Origin of the sequence: Nocardia sputorum (assembly GCF_027924405.1) — a bacterium.
GTDB lineage: Bacteria > Actinomycetota > Actinomycetes > Mycobacteriales > Mycobacteriaceae > Nocardia > Nocardia sputorum.
This window is the reverse complement of sequence record NZ_AP026978.1, coordinates 2014200-2032344: the sequence shown is the minus strand read 5'-3', so window position 1 is coordinate 2032344 and position 18145 is coordinate 2014200. Positions and strand designations below refer to the sequence as shown.

Annotated in this window: 21 protein-coding genes; 8 read left to right on the top strand and 13 right to left on the bottom strand. The window is 69.3% G+C overall.

The window, feature by feature from the left end; all coding sequences use genetic code 11:
• Nucleotides 1-12: 12 nt before the first annotated feature.
• The 4 genes from secF to QMG86_RS09390 form a co-directional block, all read right to left on the bottom strand.
• Complete coding sequence (secF, locus tag QMG86_RS09405; RefSeq protein WP_281878936.1) at nucleotides 13-1248, bottom strand: protein translocase subunit SecF; 1236 nt, start codon at nucleotides 1246-1248, stop codon at nucleotides 13-15.
• A 7-nt stretch (nucleotides 1249-1255) separates the two neighbouring features.
• Nucleotides 1256-2938, bottom strand: coding sequence for a protein translocase subunit SecD (secD, locus tag QMG86_RS09400; RefSeq protein ID WP_281878935.1), 1683 nt, complete (start codon nucleotides 2936-2938; stop codon nucleotides 1256-1258).
• Between the two features lie 119 nt (nucleotides 2939-3057).
• Nucleotides 3058-3417, bottom strand: a complete 360-nt coding sequence (yajC, locus tag QMG86_RS09395) for a preprotein translocase subunit YajC (protein WP_281878934.1) — start codon at nucleotides 3415-3417, stop codon at nucleotides 3058-3060.
• A gap of 171 nt (nucleotides 3418-3588) precedes the next feature.
• Nucleotides 3589-5079 carry a flavin-containing monooxygenase gene (locus tag QMG86_RS09390; protein WP_281878933.1) on the bottom strand — a complete coding sequence of 497 codons (1491 nt, stop codon included), beginning with the start codon at nucleotides 5077-5079 and terminating at the stop codon, nucleotides 3589-3591.
• A gap of 36 nt (nucleotides 5080-5115) precedes the next feature.
• Here QMG86_RS09390 and QMG86_RS09385 point away from each other — a divergent pair, with 36 nt between their 5' ends.
• Both QMG86_RS09385 and QMG86_RS09380 read left to right on the top strand, forming a co-directional pair.
• Nucleotides 5116-5781 (top strand): TetR/AcrR family transcriptional regulator, encoded by a 666-nt coding sequence (locus QMG86_RS09385; RefSeq protein ID WP_350356373.1) that lies wholly within the window; start codon nucleotides 5116-5118, stop codon nucleotides 5779-5781.
• Between the two features lie 151 nt (nucleotides 5782-5932).
• Nucleotides 5933-6496: a DivIVA domain-containing protein gene (locus QMG86_RS09380; protein ID WP_281878930.1), complete on the top strand. Its 564-nt coding sequence runs from the start codon at nucleotides 5933-5935 to the stop codon at nucleotides 6494-6496.
• Nucleotides 6497-6518: 22 nt separating this feature from the next.
• Here QMG86_RS09380 and ruvB read toward each other — a convergent pair whose 3' ends face one another.
• The 5 genes from ruvB to QMG86_RS09355 form a co-directional block, all read right to left on the bottom strand.
• Nucleotides 6519-7601, bottom strand: coding sequence for a Holliday junction branch migration DNA helicase RuvB (gene ruvB, locus QMG86_RS09375; protein ID WP_281878929.1), 1083 nt, complete (start codon nucleotides 7599-7601; stop codon nucleotides 6519-6521).
• Between the two features lie 6 nt (nucleotides 7602-7607).
• A complete protein-coding gene (gene ruvA, locus QMG86_RS09370; RefSeq protein WP_281878928.1) occupies nucleotides 7608-8213 on the bottom strand; it encodes a Holliday junction branch migration protein RuvA in 606 nt (201 codons plus the stop codon).
• Nucleotides 8210-8779: a crossover junction endodeoxyribonuclease RuvC gene (gene ruvC, locus QMG86_RS09365; protein ID WP_281878926.1), complete on the bottom strand. Its 570-nt coding sequence runs from the start codon at nucleotides 8777-8779 to the stop codon at nucleotides 8210-8212. Before ruvC ends, ruvA begins: the two co-directional genes overlap by 4 nt.
• An 82-nt stretch (nucleotides 8780-8861) precedes the next feature.
• Nucleotides 8862-9314: an acyl-CoA thioesterase gene (locus tag QMG86_RS09360; protein WP_281878925.1), complete on the bottom strand. Its 453-nt coding sequence runs from the start codon at nucleotides 9312-9314 to the stop codon at nucleotides 8862-8864.
• 187 nt (nucleotides 9315-9501) lie between these two features.
• Nucleotides 9502-10017 (bottom strand): O-acetyl-ADP-ribose deacetylase, encoded by a 516-nt coding sequence (locus QMG86_RS09355; RefSeq protein WP_281878924.1) that lies wholly within the window; start codon nucleotides 10015-10017, stop codon nucleotides 9502-9504.
• Between the two features lie 105 nt (nucleotides 10018-10122).
• On the opposite strand from QMG86_RS09355, the gene QMG86_RS09350 reads away from it, so the two are divergent.
• Nucleotides 10123-11553 carry an alpha/beta hydrolase gene (locus QMG86_RS09350; protein ID WP_281878922.1) on the top strand — a complete coding sequence of 477 codons (1431 nt, stop codon included), beginning with the start codon at nucleotides 10123-10125 and terminating at the stop codon, nucleotides 11551-11553.
• Nucleotides 11554-11569: 16 nt separating this feature from the next.
• Here QMG86_RS09350 and QMG86_RS09345 read toward each other — a convergent pair whose 3' ends face one another.
• Nucleotides 11570-12544: a GlxA family transcriptional regulator gene (locus QMG86_RS09345; protein ID WP_281878920.1), complete on the bottom strand. Its 975-nt coding sequence runs from the start codon at nucleotides 12542-12544 to the stop codon at nucleotides 11570-11572.
• A gap of 19 nt (nucleotides 12545-12563) precedes the next feature.
• Between QMG86_RS09345 and QMG86_RS09340 the strand changes: the two genes are divergently transcribed.
• From QMG86_RS09340 to QMG86_RS09325, 4 genes are all read left to right on the top strand, one after another.
• The gene (locus tag QMG86_RS09340; RefSeq protein WP_434086167.1) at nucleotides 12564-13577 is read left to right on the top strand and encodes an NADP-dependent oxidoreductase; all 1014 of its coding nucleotides are present in this window, start codon (nucleotides 12564-12566) and stop codon (nucleotides 13575-13577) included.
• Between the two features lie 42 nt (nucleotides 13578-13619).
• A complete protein-coding gene (locus tag QMG86_RS09335) occupies nucleotides 13620-13826 on the top strand; it encodes a DUF5988 family protein (protein WP_195083639.1) in 207 nt (68 codons plus the stop codon).
• 108 nt (nucleotides 13827-13934) lie between these two features.
• Nucleotides 13935-14291 carry a metalloregulator ArsR/SmtB family transcription factor gene (locus tag QMG86_RS09330; RefSeq protein ID WP_159837959.1) on the top strand — a complete coding sequence of 119 codons (357 nt, stop codon included), beginning with the start codon at nucleotides 13935-13937 and terminating at the stop codon, nucleotides 14289-14291.
• Between the two features lie 70 nt (nucleotides 14292-14361).
• Nucleotides 14362-14865 (top strand): SRPBCC family protein, encoded by a 504-nt coding sequence (locus QMG86_RS09325; protein ID WP_281878916.1) that lies wholly within the window; start codon nucleotides 14362-14364, stop codon nucleotides 14863-14865.
• Here QMG86_RS09325 and QMG86_RS09320 read toward each other — a convergent pair.
• From QMG86_RS09320 to QMG86_RS09310, 3 genes are all read right to left on the bottom strand, one after another.
• On the bottom strand, nucleotides 14862-15614 hold the full coding sequence (locus QMG86_RS09320) for a YebC/PmpR family DNA-binding transcriptional regulator (RefSeq protein WP_063020994.1): 753 nt from the start codon (nucleotides 15612-15614) through the stop codon (nucleotides 14862-14864). The two genes, QMG86_RS09325 and QMG86_RS09320, sit on opposite strands and share 4 nt — an antisense overlap.
• A gap of 161 nt (nucleotides 15615-15775) precedes the next feature.
• Entirely contained in the window at nucleotides 15776-16426 is a 651-nt protein-coding gene (pdxT, locus tag QMG86_RS09315; protein WP_281878915.1) for a pyridoxal 5'-phosphate synthase glutaminase subunit PdxT, read from the bottom strand.
• A 77-nt stretch (nucleotides 16427-16503) separates the two neighbouring features.
• Nucleotides 16504-17325: an acyl-CoA thioesterase gene (locus tag QMG86_RS09310; protein ID WP_281878914.1), complete on the bottom strand. Its 822-nt coding sequence runs from the start codon at nucleotides 17323-17325 to the stop codon at nucleotides 16504-16506.
• Between the two features lie 104 nt (nucleotides 17326-17429).
• Between QMG86_RS09310 and QMG86_RS09305 the strand changes: the two genes are divergently transcribed.
• Nucleotides 17430-18056: a hypothetical protein gene (locus QMG86_RS09305; RefSeq protein WP_281878912.1), complete on the top strand. Its 627-nt coding sequence runs from the start codon at nucleotides 17430-17432 to the stop codon at nucleotides 18054-18056.
• Nucleotides 18057-18145 lie beyond the last annotated feature (89 nt).

The following is an 18145-nucleotide window of genomic DNA, read 5'->3' as shown; positions in this document are numbered from 1 at the left end:
CCTTGCCTGGTGTCAGTTCCGCCTCTTGTGCCGTTTACCGCTCGGGCGCGCACCGGGTCGCGGCGTTTGCCCGGCCGCGCGCTGCCTGCGCGGCGTCTCGTCGAAATCCCGGCCCGCCGCCATGCTCGCCCGGCGCTCGGCCACGGCGCTCGCCCGGGCGCTCGCCGCGCCTGCCCGCTTGGCCAGGACCTTCTTCGTGTGCGCCGCCACGGGCCCCCAGCGTTCCTTGATCGAGACCAGCAGCGGGGTCGCGAAGAAGATCGAGGAGTACGTGCCGACCAGCAGACCGACCAGCTGCACCAGTGCCAAGTCCTTGAGCGTGCCCACGCCCAGCATCCAGACCGCGATCACCATCAAGCCGACGATCGGCAGGATGCCGATCAAGGCGGTGTTGATCGAGCGCATGAGCGTCTGGTTCACCGCGAGATTGGCCTGCTCGCCGTAGGTGCGGCGAGTCAGGTGCAGGATACCGTGGGTGTTCTCTTCGACCTTGTCGAACACGACGACGGAGTCGTAGAGCGAGAAGCCGAGAATGGTGAGGATGCCGATCACCGTGGCCGGGGTGACCTCGAAACCGACGAGCGAGTACACGCCCGCGGTGACGCTGACGTCGAAGGCCAGCGCCGCCAGGGCCGCGATGGCCATGTGCGTCTCGAAGCGAATCGCGATGTAGACCGCGACCAGCACGAGGAATACCGCGAGCGCGATGAGCGCCTTGCGGGTGATCTGGCTGCCCCAGGTCTCGCTGACATCGGACGTGCTGATCGCGGCCAGGCTCGGGTTGCCGGTCTTGTCCTTCGGTTGGAACTTCGCGAACAGCGCGTTGTTCAGCGCCTCCACCTGCTTCTGGTCCAGCGCCTCGGAGCGGATGAGCATGGTGGCCGATCCGCCGGTGCCGACGGTCTGCACCGAGACCGGGTCGGTGCCGATGGCGCCGCGGTAGACGTCCTCCACCGCGCTGGGAGTCGCGTCCCCCGCCGGGAACTGGATGCGCGAACCGCCCTCGAAGTCGATACCGAAGTTGAACCCGCGGAAGATGATGCTGCCCAGCGAGACGAGCACGATCGCGGCGGTGATCAGGTACCACATCCGGCGCTTGCCGATGACATCGATGGCGCCGGTGCCGGTGTAGAGGCGGTTGAAGAAGCCGTGCTTGGGCGGCTGCGGCTCGCCGACCACCGCGAATACGTCGGTGGTCTCGGTGGCACTCGTCTTGTCGAGCGAGGGGGTGGTGTGGCTGTTGGTCATCGCGTCCTCACGCCTTCCCGAGGGCGGCCTCGGCCGCCTTCCGCTCACGGGCGATCTGCTGGATCGCGCCGAGGCCGTTCACCGACGGCTTGGACCAGAACGCCGTGCGCGAAGCGAGCAGCACCAGCGGCGAAGTGACCAGGAATACCACGACGACGTCGAGAATCGTGGTGAGACCGAGGGTGAACGCGAAGCCCTTCACCTGGCCGACGGCCAGAATGTACAGCACGGCCGCGGCGATGAAGCTGACCGCGTTGCCGGACAGGATGGTCCGGCGGGCGCGCTGCCAGCCGCGTGGAGCCGCCGAACGGAAGCTGCGCCCCTCGCGCATCTCGTCCTTGATGCGTTCGAAGAACACCACGAACGAGTCGGCGGTCATGCCGATACCGATGATCAGACCCGCGATACCGGCGAGGTCCAGCGTGAAACCGATCCAGCGTCCGAGCAGCACCATGATGCCGTAGACCGCGAATCCGGAGGCCACCAGCGACAGACCGGTGACGAAGCCCAGCATCCGGTAGTAGGTGAGGCAGTAGAGCAACACCACCACCAAGCCGACCGCTCCGGCGAGCAGGCCCGCCTTCAGCGAGGACAGGCCGAGCGTCGCGGAGACCGTCTCGGCCTCGGAGGTCTGGAACGACAGCGGGAGCGAGCCGTACTTCAGCGTGTTCGCCAGTTCCTTCGCCGACGTGGCGGTGAAGTTGCCCGAGATCTGCGTGCGGCCGCCCTGCTGCGGGCCCTGCTGCACCACCGGCGCGCTGACCACCTTCGAGTCCAGCACGAAGGCCACCCGCTTGTAGACGTACTCGCCGGTGAGCGCCGCCCACGCGTCGCTGCCGCCGGACTTGAAGTCCAGGTAGACCTCGTGCCTGGCCTGCTGCTGGTTCAGGCCCGAGGTGGCGTCCTTGATCTCCTGGCCGTCGATGCGGCTCTTGTCCAGCAGGAAGACCTCGGTGCCGTCGGTCGAGCAGGTGACCAGCGGAAGAGCCGGATCGTCGTTGCCCGCGAGCGGATCGGCCTTCCCGCAGTCCAGGGCGGCCAGCGCGGCCTGCTGCACCGACGCGTCGGTGCTCTGGCGCAGCGCCTTGGCGGCCTGGATCTCCTTGGTGGCCTCTTCGGTGGGCGTCAGCGAGGGATCGGTGGGCGGCTGCGTCGGCTGCTGGGCGGGGAACACGCGCTGCTGCGGCGCGGGTGCCTGCTGGTCCGTCTCCGGCGCCGCGGGCTGCGTGGTCTCCGGCGTCGTGGGCTGCGCGGCCGGTGCGGGCTGCGTGCCCGGCGTGGTCTGCGGGGGCGTCGCGCCGCGCCCAGCCGCGGGCACCGCCTGCAACACGGGGCGGATGTAGAGCTTCGCGGTGGTCGCCAGCGCGCGCGCCTGCTGCCCGTCGTCGCCGGGCACGGTGATCACGATGTTGTCGCCGTCGATGACGACCTCGGATCCGCCGACGCCGAGCCCGTTGACCCGGTTCTCGATGATGTCCTGCGCCTTCTTCAGGCTGTCCTGGCTCGGCTTGCTGCCGTCCGGCGTGCGCGCGGACAGCGTGACGCGAGTGCCGCCCTGCAGGTCGATACCGAGCTTGGGTGTCGGGGACTTGTCACCGGTGAAGAACACCAGCGCATAGATCACGGCCAGCAGCGCGGCGTAGACACCGAGCAGCCGCAGCGGGTGCGCCGATCCCTGGGAAGGTGGCACAGTACGTCATCTCCTAGGCGGGAAGTCGAGGATGGAACATGCGGACGTGCACCAGCCGGCCGGGTGCGCGGACGGACGGCCGCGGCGACATCCGGCGAGCCGGGGCACTACCGGAACGATCAGTCCTTGGTCAGGCGGGTCTCGGTCTGCTCGGCGGATTCCTCGACGGCGTCGGTGGTGTCCGAGCCGGTGTCCTCCGAGCCGGTCTCCTCGGTGCTCACCGCATCGTCGGTGCGCACCTCACGGATGGCCTGGCGCAGCCACGTGGTGACCACGTCCTCGGCGATCTCGAGGTCGACCGTGGTGTCGTCGAGTTCGACCACGGTGCCGTACAGACCCGACGTGGTGACGACCTGATCGCCGACCTTCAGGTTGTCCTGCATGCTGGCGACCTTCTCGGCTTCCCGCTTCTGACGGCGGACACCGAGGAACATCGGCACGAGCAGGGCTACCAGTAGCAGCGGAAACAGCAGTTCCATCGTCGAAGTCAGTCCCTAGTGTCGTGGGTGGGATGGACAAGTACCCACACAGTCTGCCAGTTCGCCGCGCGGACGCCACACCCGCACGCCCGCTGGGCAGCTACGACTTCCCCATCGCACACCGGCTCGCCCGCCGCGACACGCTCCGGCGGGCGAGGTGCGGCGTCACTGTCAGGCGGTCCTGCCGTAGACGTAGTCCTCCAACGGGAAGCCGACCGCTTCGCGATGCGCGTTGAGCGTGCTGGTCGGCCGCAGCAGGGCGGCCTCGCCGTGCTGGTTGAAGTAGTAGCTGCGCGCGGTGGCGCAGTCGCCGCCGTAGAACACCGATGAGCCGAGCTTGGCGGTGACCCGGTCCAGGAAAGCCGCGTTGGCCTGCTCGGTGACCTCGAAGGTGGTCTCGCCGCGGCGGCGCAGTTCGCCGAACAATCGGCCCATGTGCTTCATCTGGGCTTCGATGGTGGTGAAGTAGGACAGACCGCTGTAGGAGTACGGGCTGTTGAGGCTGAGGAAGTTGGGGAACTTCGGCACCGTGATGCCCTCGTAGGCTTGGAAACGGTTGTCCCGCCAGAACTTTCCGAGGTTCACCCCGTCCCGGCCGATGATCTCGATGGCCGGGAAGTTCACGTCCCACAGGTTGAAGCCGGTGGCCAGGATCAGGGTGTCGATCTCGGTCTTGTGCCCGTCGGCGGTGACGATGCCGTCCGGTTCGATGTGGTCGATCGAGTTCGTCTCCAGCCGCACGTGCGGTTGGTTGAACGTGGTGAAGTAGTGGTTGGAGAAGGTCGGCCGCTTGCACCCGAAGTCGTAGTGCGGGGTCAGCTGCCTGCGCGTCTCCTTGTCCCGCACGGACGCCCGCAGATGCGCCTTGGCCAGCGCTCCCGCGCCCTTGTTCAGCAGCCGGGCCTGCTTGAAATGCAGCACCCCGATCACCATCAGCGCCTCCAGCAGGCTGGTGTTGACCAGTCGCGCGGCCTTCTGCGTAGCCGGAACCCGTTCGAACAGTTTGCGCACCGGTGCGGGGATCGCGGTATCGATCTTCGGGACCACCCAGATCGGGGTGCGCTGGAACACCGTGAGCGCCTGCGCCTTCTTGGCGACCTCGGGCACCAGCTGCACGGCGGTGGCGCCGGTGCCGATGATCGCGGCTCGGCGGCCGGTGAGGTCGAAGTCGTCCTCCCACGCGGTGGTGTGGATGATCTTGCCCGCGAACGAGTCGATGCCGGGGAACGGGGGCGTGTAGGGCTGGGAGAGGAATCCGGTCGCGGTCAGCAGATACCGCCCGGTGACGGTCTCCCCGCCCGCGATCGAGACCACCCAGTGCTGCTGCTCTTCGTCCCAGCGCGCGCCGTCGACGACGGTGCCGAAGCGCATCCGGCGGCGCAGGCCGTACTTGTCCGCGACGTGTCGGGCGTACTTCTTCAGCTCCTCGCCCGGCGCGAACAGCCGCGACCAGTGCGGATTCGGTTCGAAGGAATAGGAGTAGGTGACCGAGGCGATGTCGACCGCCAGACCCGGATAGTGGTTCACGTGCCACGTACCGCCGAGATCGTCCTCGCGTTCGAGGATGACGTAATTGCTCAGGCCGAGCCGATCGAGCTGAATGCCCGCTCCCATGCCCCCGAACCCCGCACCGACCACGACCGCGTCGTATTGAGGCGCCACACCGAACCTCCTGCTAGCTGAACCGCATATCACGGAATGACACATCATTCCGTTTGTGATGACTGTATCATCGGGGAGGTGACGAAGCCATCCACGCGTGCCGAGCGACGGAAAGCCGAACTGCGCCAGGAGATCATCGACACCGCGTTCGCCTGTTTCGCGGAGAAGGGCTATCACGCCACCGGCATCGCCGACATCGCGGGACAGCTGGGCATCGGTCACGGCACCTTCTACCGCTATTTCAGCAACAAGCGCGACATCATCGACCACGTCATCGACGATCTGGCCGCGCGCATCATCGCCGCCCTCGGCACCGAGAACGCCCCGGACGCCGCCGCGACCCTCGACGAATACCGCGCCCAGATCGACCGCATCGGCGTGGCGCTCACCGAGATCCTGCTGGCCGACCGGCGGGTGGCCCAGCTGCTGCTGTTCCACGCCACCGGCATCGACGACGAGCTCACCCAGCGGCTGTACGGACTGCTCGACACCGCCGACGCGCTGACCGCGGGCTACCTCGACCACGGCGTCGAACAGGGCTACCTGCGCGCCGACCTGGACACCTCGAACACCGCGCGTGCGGTGACCGGCATGCTGATCGGAGGCATCGTCTACTCGCTGCGCGAACCGGACGAGGCCGCGATCACCGCACTCAACGAGGCGATCCGCCGCCTGCTCGTGGACGGCGTCCGCAAGGACTGAACAATTCGGCAATCCCCCCTGACACCCCACCGGCGCTAGGGTGAGGCGCACTGATCCGACGCTTTCGCCAGGGGGACGGCCCTTGTTCGCAAAAGGCCAGGGAAATGCCAGAATTCCCTTCCGAGCGGCCCGACGCTCCGAGCCTGACAGAATGTCGCCCGTGACTCCCGAGGACGTGCGCCGCACCCGTTTCGCGACCCCTGCGCTCGGGTATCGCGGCTACCACGCGGACGAGGTGGACGCCTTTCTCGAACGCGTCGCCGCGGCCTTGGCCGGGCAGGGCGTGCTCGCCGCCGACGATCTTCGGCACGTCAGCTTCGGCGCGCCGCGGCTCGGCCAGCGCGGCTACCGCGCCGATCAGGTCGACGAATACCTCGACCAGCTGCGCGTCGAACTGGAATTCCGCCAGCGCGGCGTCCGGCCGGTGCCGGCCGCGAACGGCAACGGTCACGTCCTGCTGACGCCGGACGACGTGCTGCGCATGCGATTCAGCCCGGCCGCGGTGGGCAGGCGCGGGTACAACGAGGAAGAGGTCGGCGCGTTCCTCGATCTGGTCGCCGCGACCCTCGTGCACGGCGGACCGGGCAGTCTCACCTTCGCCGATGTCGAGGCCGTCCGTTTCACCGAGGCCCGCGTCGGCGCTCGCGGATATCAACGCGACGAGGTCGACGCCTTCCTCGACTTGGTCGCGGCCGCGCTGCGCCGCCGCCCCTGACCCGTCCGCCCGAGGGCACGCGTCACTCGAAAAGGTCGAGCGTGGGGTGCGGCTCGCGCCCGCGCACTTCGATGGACCCGAACACCAGGTCCGGCGGAGGGACGAGACCCAGGTGCTCCCAGGCGGCGGCGGTAGCGACCCGGCCGCGCGGCGTGCGCGCGACCATGCCCGCGCGCACGAGGAACGGCTCACACACCTCTTCCACGGTCGCGGCCTCCTCCCCGACCGCCACGGCCAAAGTGGACACCCCCACCGGGCCGCCGCCGAAACTGCGGACCAGCGCGCCGAGGACCGCGCGGTCGAGGCGATCGAGGCCGAGCACGTCGACGTCGTAGACCTCGAGCGCGGCCTGCGCGATAGGGCGGGTGATCCGGCCGTCGGCTCGGACCTCCGCGTAGTCGCGGACGCGGCGCAGCAAGCGATTGGCGATGCGGGGCGTGCCGCGCGAGCGGCCCGCGATCTCGGCCGCCGCCTCCTCCTCGATGGCCACGCCCAGGATCTGCGCCGACCGTTGCAGGATGCGCAGCAGCTCGCCCGGCTCGTAGAAATCCATGTGCCCGGTGAACCCGAACCGGTCGCGCAGCGGACCGGTCAGCGCTCCGGACCTCGTGGTGGCGCCGACCAGGGTGAACGGCGCGATGTCCAGGGGAATGGAGGTCGCGCCCGGCCCTTTGCCGACCACCACGTCCACCCGGAAGTCCTCCATCGCCAGGTAGAGCATCTCCTCGGCGGGACGGGCCATCCGGTGGATCTCGTCGATGAACAGCACATCGCCCTCGACCAGGTTGCTCAGCATGGCGGCGAGATCACCGGCCCGCTCCAGCGCGGGGCCGGAGGTGATCCGCAGCGCGGTGCCGAGCTCGGCGGCGATGATCATCGCCATACTGGTCTTGCCCAGACCCGGCGGGCCGGACAGCAGCACGTGATCCGGTGTGCCGCCGCGCTGTTTGGCTCCGCGCAACACCAGCGCGAGTTGTTCGCGCACTCGGGGCTGACCGATGAAGTCGTCCAGCGATTTCGGGCGCAGGCTCGCCTCGATCTCGCCGTCGGACTTCAGATAGCTTGCGCTGACCTGGGATTCGGTGGGTTCCGCTTGGTGGTCCATGTCGTCTTACCGGTTCTTGCCGAGCAGCGCGAGCGCGGCCCGCAGGGCGGCCGAGGTATCGGCGGCGGGCTGGTCGGCCAGCACCGCGTCGACCGCCTGCTCGGCCTGTCTGGCGGCGAAACCGAGGCCGACGAGCGCCTCGGCCACCTGCTCACGCACCGGCGTGACAACCGCGGCAGCCGTCGATCCTGGCGCGCCGGACGGTACGGGAACGAGATTCACCTTGTCGCGCAATTCCACCACCATGCGCTCGGCGCCGCGCTTGCCGATGCCGGGGACCCGGGTCAGCGCCGCCACATTGCTTTCGGCCAGTGCTTTGCGCAGCGCTTCGGGCTCGAGTACGGCCAGCACCGCCATGGCGAGGCGGGGTCCGACACCGGAAACCGTCTGCAGCAGGCCGAACAGGTCGCGGGCCTCGGTGTCGGCGAAACCGTAGAGGGTCATCGAGTCCTCGCGGACGATCATCGCGGTGTAGAGCCGGGTTTCCTCGCCGCGAGTGAGCCCGGCCAAGGTGGACGGGGTGGCGTTGAGCCGGTAGCCGACGCCGGCCGCCTCGATCACCGCGTGGTCGAGGGCGATCTCCAGCACTTCACCGCGTACCGACGCGATCACCCGTGCACCGCCTTCCGTTGTTCGGCCAGCCGCTCGATGTACCGGCGCTGCGCCGCGGCCGCCTTGGCCTCCGCCGCCGCCATCCGCTCCAGCAGCGGCGCCCGCCAACAATGGCAGATCGCCAGCGCCAGCGCATCCGCCGCATCCGCCGGTTTCGGCGCGGCGGCCAGTCCGAGGATCCGGGTGACCATGGCGGTGACCTGCTTCTTGTCCGCGGTGCCGTTGCCGGTGACCGCGGCCTTCACCTCGCTGGGTGTGTGGAACGCGACCGGGATGCCCCGGCGCGCGGCGGCCAGCGCGATCACTCCACCCGCCTGCGCGGTGCCCATGGCGGTACGGACATTGTGCTGGGCGAAAACGCGTTCGATGGCGACCGCCCCCGGCTTGTGGGCGTCCATCCAGCGTTCGGCGGCGTCGGCGACCGCCAACAGGCGGTGCGCGAGTTCCATGTCACCGGGCGTGCGGACCACGTCGACGTCCACGGCGGTGACCTTCCGCCCCGAACCGCCATCGACGATGCTGAGGCCGCATCGGGTGAGTCCGGGGTCGACGCCCATCACCCGCACGACAACCCCTCTCGCAGACGCGAACAACTGTTCGAGAGTGTAGCGGAGGCCGCGTCTTTCGCCGCCCATCGACACGGCCCGGCTATCCGCCGAGCGCTGTCGCTTCCCGCGCCGCGGCCGGCAGGCCCAGCAATTCGGGACGACTCGCGCGTGCCGCCCAGTGCCGTGCGGGATCGGCGACCAGGCGACGCGCCGCGAGATCGAGCAGGCCGCTGACATTGGTCACCGTCGCGGCCACCACGCCGTCGGCACGGGTCAGCACATGCTCGACCCGATAGGTCTTGCCCGCACCCCACTGCCACGCACACGACACCTCCACGGTGTCGCCCCCACGGAGTTCGCGCTGGAAGCGCAGCACGGTCTCCAGGTTGACCGGTCCGAGGCCGGACGCGATCAACGCGTCCACCGAGACGCCCGCCGCCTGAACGCAGGCGAAGCGCGCGTGGTCGGCGAATTGGTGGTAGGCCGCGCCGGTGACATGCAATTGCGGATCGAGGTCGGACACCCGGACCTCGATGCGGGTAGTGAACGACACGCGCCGCACTATGCCAGTGGCCACCGACAAATCCGGCGTGCCGACATGAACTACCAACCGACACCGTAGGGATCCCGCCTGGCTACTGCGGCACAATGTCGGGCAGTCGATCGCCCCTCGGCAGGCCGCCCCGCACCTCGGCACCGGCGACACGAACCGATGGGTGCGCGAAAGAGGCGCATTCGGCCTAGAGCCCGGAGACCCGCCTCGCGAACGCATCGTGAGCACGTTCGTCGAAGAGGACGAAGCGCGCTTCGGTCACCGCCGTAGGGGTCGCGCGAACCGTGTCGACCGCGATCCGGGCGCCGTCTTCCATCGGCCAGCCGAAGATGCCGGTGGAGATCGCGGGGAACGCGACCGTCCGCGCCCCCAATTCGTCCGCGACGCGCAGCGATTCTCGATAGCACGAGGCCAGCAGAGCCGAGCGGTCCTCCGTGGCCGACCACACGGGACCGACCGTGTGGATCACCCAGCGCGCGGGCAGTCGACCGGCCGTGGTGGCGACCGCGGCCCCGGTCGGCAGACCCGAACCATAGTGAGACGCACGCAGCTTGCGGCATTCCGCGAGGATTTCCGGGCCACCGCGCCGGTGGATCGCGCCGTCGACTCCCCCGCCGCCGAGCAGCGACGAATTCGCCGCGTTCACCACCGCGTCGACCTCCTGCTCGGTGATGTCGCCGCGTACCAGCACCAGTTCGACCATGCTCGCATTCTGCCTCGCGCGTCACCGACAAACGAAGGCCGACGCTCAGGACCGCTGAAGCGTATTCCCAGCCTGCCTCGAGGAACGTCCTCGACACTGCCGGACGTGCCAGTACTCGCCGCTCCCCCGACTCCGGCTCCACCGCAGGTCTCTCCGGCGGGTCCGGCGCCGCACCAGCAGCAGGCGTTTCACCACGGGATCTCCTTGCTGCACGGCTGGCTGCCGTCGACCGTCGAGTTGCTCGCCGTGGCGCTCCTGCTGATCGCGATCGCTCGCCGCGCCAGGCGGTGGTGGTCGATCCAGCTGCCTGCTTGCGTGGCGGTCGGCGTCGCCGCGGCGCTGGCCGCGGCGTGGTATGTCGCCGACGAGGGTCTGGCCTCCGACCCGGCGCCCGCCCAACTGTGGGCGTGGGTCGGCGGCACCGCCGCGGCGGCCGCGATCGCGATAGTCGGCTGGCGGGGCGCCCGTTGGTGGCGGCGCGGGATCGCGGTCCTCGCCATCCCGTTGACGCTGGTGAGCACCGGAATGGTGGTGAACCGGTGGGTCGGTTACTACCCCACCTTGCAGGCGGCGTGGGGCGCGGTCACCGCGGGCCCGCTCCCGCATCAGACCGACCTCTCGGCGCTGCCCTCCTTGCGGGACACCGCCGTCGCCGACGGCGCGCTCGTGCCGGTGCGCATCCCGGACGCCGGCAGCGGATTTCCGCACCGCACCGAATACGTCTACCTCCCGCCCGCCTGGTTCGCCGGGCCGGCCCCGCCCGCCCTGCCGGTCGTGCTGATGATCGGGGGCGAGTTCAACACTCCGGCGGACTGGATCCGCAGCGGTCAGATCATGCCGACGCTGGACGGCTTCACCAAGGCGAACGCCGGCCTCGCCCCGATCCTGGTCTTCGTCGACTCCAGCGGAAGTTTCAACAACGACACCGAATGCGTCGACGGGCCGCGCGGCGACGCCGCCGCGCATCTGACCGAGGACGTGCCCGCCTACGTCGAAGCGAAGTTCGGGGCATCCGCCGATCCGGCGCGCTGGGCGGTCGTGGGCTGGTCCATGGGCGGCACCTGTGCGGTGGACCTGGCGGTCATGCACCCCGAACTGCTGCACACGTTCGTCGACATCGCCGGCGATCTCGGCCCGTCCTCCGGTACCAAGGAGCAGAGCATCGCTCGTCTCTTCGGCGGCGACGCCGAAGCGTGGGCCGCGTTCGACCCGCTGACCGTCATGGCCAGGCACGGTCCCTACAGCGGCGTCGCGGGCCTGTTCGACGACTTGCTCCCCGCACAGCGTTCCGGCCGCGCGAACCAACCGGCGCCCGACGACGACCATGCGGGCCTCGGCGGTCGTGACGACGTGCCCGACACCGGTGAAGTCGGCGCCGCCGACAGACTCTGCGCCGCGGGACGCGCGGTCGGCATCGAGTGCACCGTCCACACCACCGAGGGCGGACACACCTGGCAATTTGCGTCGGCCGCGTTCGTTGCGTCCTTGCCGTGGATCGTCGGCCGCGTCGGTTTGCCCGTTCCGGCCACCAACTGACTGTCCGGCAGCGGGCTCAGCTCGCCGCCACCGCGGCTCGCGCGCGGAAGGTGCGCCGATAGGCCTGCGGTGACACGCCGATCGCCTCGGTCAGGTGCTGGCGCAGCGAGGTGCCGGTGGCGAAGCCGACCTCGCCCGCGATCCGATCGACGGTCAGGTCTGTGGTTTCCAGCAGGTGCCTGGCACGGAAGACGCGCTGCTGGATCAGCCAGCGGCCCGGGCTCATGCCCACCTCGTCGCGGAAGCGGCGGGCGAAGGTGCGCTTGCTCATCCGAGCCCGCGCTGCCAATTCCTCGACGGTCAGCGACTGGTGCAGGTTCTCCAGCGCCCACTGCCTGGCCGCGGCGGTCCCCGCCGAGGTGACAGGCGGCACCGGCTGCTCGATGTACTGCGCCTGACCCCCGTCACGCCACGGCGGGACGACGCAGCGGCGCGCGACCGCGTTCGCCACGGCACTGCCGTGATCGCGCCGCACCAGGTGCAGGCACAAGTCGAGCCCCGCCGCCGCGCCCGCCGAGGTGAGGATGTTCCCGTCGTCCACGTAGAGCACGTCGGGATCGAGGAGCACGCGCGGGAAGGTGCGCCGGAACAGACCGGCCTGATTCCAATGCGTGGTGGCCGGGCGACCATCGAGCAGTCCCGCGGCCGCGGCCACGAAGGCGCCGGTGCAGATGGCGACGATCCTGGCCTCCGGACGGATCCGCGCGAACGCGTCGAGCACCGGTTGCGGCAAGGTGCCGGTGAGAGTCATGGTGATATCGCAAGCAGGCAGCACGACTGTGTCGGCGTGGCGTAGGGCCCCGCTGTCGTGTGCCACCGCGATGTCGAAATCGGCGGCGCTGCGCACCGGACGCCCGTCGACCGAGCAGGTGATCACGTCGTATCTGCCCGCAGCGCTGCCGAATACCCGATTCGGGATACCGAGTTCGAAGGGGTAGACCCCGTCCAATGCCAGCACCACCACGCGATGAGGCGCAGTCGAGTCCACCATGGCACGATCATATCGAAGAATGGCAATCGTGCCATTTCCCGCACCGCCCGCTCCCGGCAGGCTGACAGCCGTGACCGATATCGACAACACCGCGACCATGCGCGCGATCAGCCAGCAGTCCCTCGGCAGCCCCGAGGTTCTCACCGAAGTGACGCTCCCCCAACCGGTTCCGGGACCCAGCCAGATCCTGGTCCGGGTGCGTGCCGCCGGACTCAATCCGACCGATTGGCGCCACCGCGCCACCGCGGGACTGTTCCTGCCCGAGCCGCCGTTCGTCCTCGGCTGGGACGTCTCCGGCGAAGTCGCGGCCATCGGCATCGGCGTCACCCTCTTCCGTCCCGGCGACGAGGTGTTCGGCATGCTCCCGTATCCGCACGGTCACGGCTCCTGCGCCGAATACGTCGCGGGCCCGGCCCGCGCCTTCGCCCGCAAACCGGCCACCCTGGACCACACCCAGGCGGCGGCGATCCCGCTCGCCGCGCTCACCGCCTGGCAGGCACTCGTCGACACCGCGCACCTGGAAGCGGGCCAACGCGTGCTGATCCACGCGGCCGCGGGCGGCGTCGGCCACTTCGCGGTGCAGATCGCCAAAGCGCGCGGAGCATACGTCATCGGCACGGCCAGCGCGCCCAACCACCCCTTCCTGCTCGGCATCGGCGCCGACGAGGTGATCGACTACCGCACGACCGACGTGACCGAGACGGTCCGCGACGTCGACGTGGTGTTGGACTCGATCGACGACGACCACAGCATCCGGTCACTGCGCACGCTACGCCCCGGCGGACTGCTGGTGACACTGCGGGCGTTCGGCGCGGCCGACCTCGCGAGCGCGGCGGAGGCCCTCGACGTCCGCGCGATCCGGCTGCTGGTGGAGCACGATCACGCCGGCATGCTCGCCCTCGCCGGACTGGTCGAGTCCGGGGCGCTGCGTCCGGCGATCGCCGGAGTGTTCCCGCTGTCGCGGACGGCGGAAGCGCACGCGCTGGGCGACACCGGGCGAACCGTCGGCAAATTGGTACTCACCGTGCCCTGAAATGTGCCACGATCAGGCCGTTCGCGCTTCTACCATCCGAGGATGAGCATTGGTGCAAAAGCTGTCCTCGAAGGCGGGCCGCAAGATCTGCCCGCGCGCATCGTCCCGATCACGCCACCCGGAGTGGAACTGAAGGTGCCGTACCGCGGCGGATACGAGCACTTCAAGGTCACCCAGCGGGAACAGGACACCCCGGAGGGACGGCTGCGCGTGTACGAATGGTGCGATCGCACGAAGATCGCGGAGTGAGCCGGCCTTACCTGCTCGGGGGCGGCAACCCGCCCCCGGTCGCGCAAATCTGACCGAATTCGACTCGCCCCCTGGACAAAAGCGTAACCAACTGGTTACGCTTTTGTCGTGGACGAGGTAGCCGGCGCGATCGCCGATCCGGTGCGCCGGGAGATCATGGAATTACTGATCGGCACCCGGCGCACCGCCGGGGAGATCGCCGGGCACTTCGCGATCAGCCGCCCCGCCGTGAGCCGGCATCTGCGGGTCCTGCGCGAAAGCGGGCTCGTCCGCGACGAACTCGTCGGCAGGGAACGCTTCTACGTGCTCGACACCGGCCCGCTCGCGGCGCTCACCGAGTGGCTCGCGCGATTCCAGCAACCGGCCACCTGGGCACACCACCTCGACGCACTCGAAACCGAGGTGTACCGGACCAGACGCGAGCGCCGTTCCGGCGGCCAGGACACGATCCAGAGCACCGCCTGAGCAGTGCGGCCCGGAGGCGGTTGCCGAGCGTCACCGCGCAGAGCTCCGCCCCCACGAGAAAGGACAACCCATGACCAAGCACCCCACCGGACGACTGTTCCCCGCTGACACGGGCCGGGATCTGGTGCTGATCCGCACCTACCGCGCACCGATCGAAGACGTCTGGGCCAGCGTCACCGAACCCGACCGCACCGCACGCTGGTTCGGACCGTGGGAGGGCGAGGCGGGACCGGGACGAACGATCAAACTGCAGATGGTTTTCGAAGACCAGCAGCCGTGGATGCAACTGCGCATCGACGCCTGCGAACCTCCGCATCGCCTCGCCGTTTCCGCCATCGACGACCACGGTGACTGGCAGCTGGGCCTGACGCTGCGCGAAGCGGCGGGAACCACCGAACTACGGTTCACCCATCACCTGCGCAGCGACACCGAGATCACTCAGCTGCCACAGGTCGGCCCCGGCTGGGAGTACTACCTGGATATGCTCGGGGCGGCCCGCGCACAGAACGACCGCCCCGATTTCGCCCACTACTATCCCGCCATGCAGGAGTACTACGCGCGCCTGGTCGACTAGTCGTCGAGTTGCGCGAGCACCTCGTCCGGGATGTCGACGTTGGTGTAGACGTTCTGCACGTCGTCGCTGTCCTCGAGGGCGTCCACGAGTTTGATCACCTTGCGGGCGCCGTCGGCGTCCACGGCGACCGACACCGAGGGCTGGAAACCCGACTCTGCGGAGTCGTAATCGATCCCGGCGCTCTGCAGTGCGGTGCGCACGGCGATCAGATCGCCTGGCTCGCTGATGATTTCGAACGACTCACCGAGATCGTTGACCTCCTCGGCGCCCGCGTCGAGCACGGCCAGCAACACATCGTCCTCGGACAGGCCGTTCTTCTCCAGGGTGACGACGCCCTTGCGATGGAACAGGTAGGCCACCGAGCCCGGGTCGGCCATGTTGCCGCCGTTGCGCGTCATCGCGACCCGTACCTCGCCCGCGGCGCGGTTGCGGTTGTCGGTGAGACATTCGATCAGCACGGCGACACCGTTGGGCCCGTAGCCCTCGTACATGATCGTCTGCCAGTCGGCGCCGCCGGCTTCCTCGCCACCGCCGCGCTTGCGAGCCCGCTCGATGTTGTCGTTGGGGACCGACGACTTCTTCGCCTTCTGGATGGCGTCGTACAGCGTCGGATTGCCATCCGGGTCACCGCCACCGGTCCGGGCCGCCACCTCGATGTTCTTGATCAACTTCGCGAACAGCTTGCCGCGCTTCGCGTCGATCGCAGCCTTCTTGTGCTTGGTGGTGGCCCATTTGGAGTGGCCGCTCATTCCCTACTTCCTTCAGGTCGGTGGCACGTCTGGTCTGTGTACGGTACCGGCACGGCCGGGCGGACAACTTCCCCAGCCTACTCGGGCGGCCCCTACGGCCGTGCGCAGCGGCCCCGGCTATCCGCCCGCTCGCACCGCGCGGACGTCATCACCCCGCGCCCTCATGCCGAGCGGACCATCTCCACGAACATCCGGTGCACCCGCAGATCGCCGGTCACTTCGGGATGGAACGACGTGGCCAGCACGTTGCCCTGCCGGACCGCGACGATCCGGCCCGCGGCCGGGCCGGCCGGCACCGTGGCCAGGACCTCGACGCCCGCGCCGGCCCGCTCGACCCACGGCGCCCGGATGAACACCGCGCGCACCGGGCCGCCGGTCAACCCGGCGAACGGCAGATCGGTTTCGAACGAGTCGACCTGGCGGCCGAAAGCGTTGCGCCGCACCGTCATGTCGATGCCGGACAGATGCTCGGCGTCCGGGCGGGTGTCGAGCACCTCCGACGCGAGCAGGATCATGCCCGCGCAGGAACCGAAAGCGGGCATGCCGTCGCGCAGTCGGGCGCGCAGCGGCTCCAGCAATTCGAAGGCCTGCAGCAACTTGCTGATCGCGGTCGACTCGCCGCCGGGCAGCACGAGCGCGTCCACGGCCGCGAGTTCAGAATCGCGCCGGACCAGCACCGGCTCGGCGCCACAGCGGCCGAGCGCGGCGACATGCTCCCGGACGTCGCCTTGCAGCGCGAGCACGCCGATGGTGGGCCGGGACTGCTCCGGTCCGGTGTCGGCGGCGGGTGCGGCGACCGAGGTAGCGTTCACGCCGGAAAGCTTACGAGCCCGGCCGATGTGGGCCCGCTCACGGTCGCCTGCCACGCGCACCTCACCGCAGCCCCGGATCAGTCCTCGCGCATCGTTCGGATGAGGCCTTCCTGCACCACGGCGGCAACCAGCTTGCCCTCCGTGGTGAAGATCTTGCCGCCGGTCAGGCCCCGGCCGAATCCAGCGGATGGCGACGACTGGTCGTAGAGCAGCCACTCGTCGGCGCGGAACGGCCGCAGGAACCACATCGCGTGATCGAGCGAGGCGTTCTGGGTCGGCTCGTCGGGATGGATGACCTTGGAGGAACCCAGCAGCGTCATATCGCTCATGTAGGCGAGGGTGCACACGTGCAGCAGCGGATCGTCGGGCAGCAGGTGCCGGTAGCGGAACCACACCTGCTGCTGGGAGACCACGCCGTCGCGGCGGGACACGTTCTCCTGCGGGACCATGCGGATGTCCCAGTGTTCCCATTCGCGCATCGCCCACAGCCGTTCGGGCGACATCGTGGTGCTCGCGTCGGGCAGATCGTCCGGCATCGGGACGTCGGGCATGACGTCCTGGTGCTCCGGTCCCTGGTCGCCGACGTGGAACGACGCCGACATGGTGAAGATCGCGGCGCCCTCCTGGATGCCGGTGACCCGGCGGGTGCAGAACGACCGGCCGTCGCGGATGCGCTCGACCTGGTAGACCGTGGGCTCTTGCGGATTGCCCGGCCGCAGGAAGTAGCCGTGCAGCGAGTGCACTTGGAATCGCGGTTCCACCGTCCGCACCGCGGACACGAGCGCCTGGCCGGCAACCTGGCCGCCGAATGTGCGCTGCAGCTGGGTCTTGGTGGACGCGCCACGGAAGATGTCCCGCTCCAGCCGCTCTATCTCCAGCGCCTCTTCGATTGTCGCCATGCGCTGAGATTATCCCGGCCGCTCGCGGCTTCGCCGGTCGGCCGCCGGTGAACGACCGGCAACGCCCACGCTCCCGGCCGTCCCGACTTTGCTGAGATGGACCGGTGCCACGCTTTCTGCCCATCACACCCGACAGCCTCGTCGAGCGGGTGTCCCGTCCTGTCCTGACCGCGACCTCGCACACGGTGATCGCCGTCGACGGCGCGGACGCGGCCGATCCGGCGGCGCTCGCCCGGCGGATCGTCGCGGCGCTGCGCGACGCGGGCCGGTCGGCCGACATGGTCTCCCTGCACGACTACGTACGACCCGCCTCACTGCGCATGGAGTTCGGGCGCACCGACGAGATGTCCTATCGCACCGCCTGGTTCGACTATGCCGCGCTGCGCCGCGAAGTGATCGATGCGCTCCGCGGCCACGGCCGGTGGCTGCCCGCCCTCTGGGACGAAGCCGCTGACCGGTCCGCGCGCGCCGCGATCCGGACGGCGCTGCCCGCGACCACCCTCGTCATCGCGGGGCCGATGCTCGCGGGCCGCCACCTCGACGCCGACGTGACCCTTCGACTGGACCTGTCCGAAGCCGCACTCCGCCGCCGCACCCCGCCCGAAGCACGGTGGACGATTCCCGCCCTCCTGCGCCACGACGCCGAGAACCCCTCCCCTCCGACCTTCTTCGTCCGCTGGGACCACCCTGATCGGCCGGCGCTTCGAGTCGACGAGAACCAGGCGGACTAGGTTCGTGCCGTCTCTGCCGTTCTCGCCCGATCCGATGAGCGTCGGATCGGATAGTCGAATGCGCATAGCAACGTAGCGACATGTTGCTC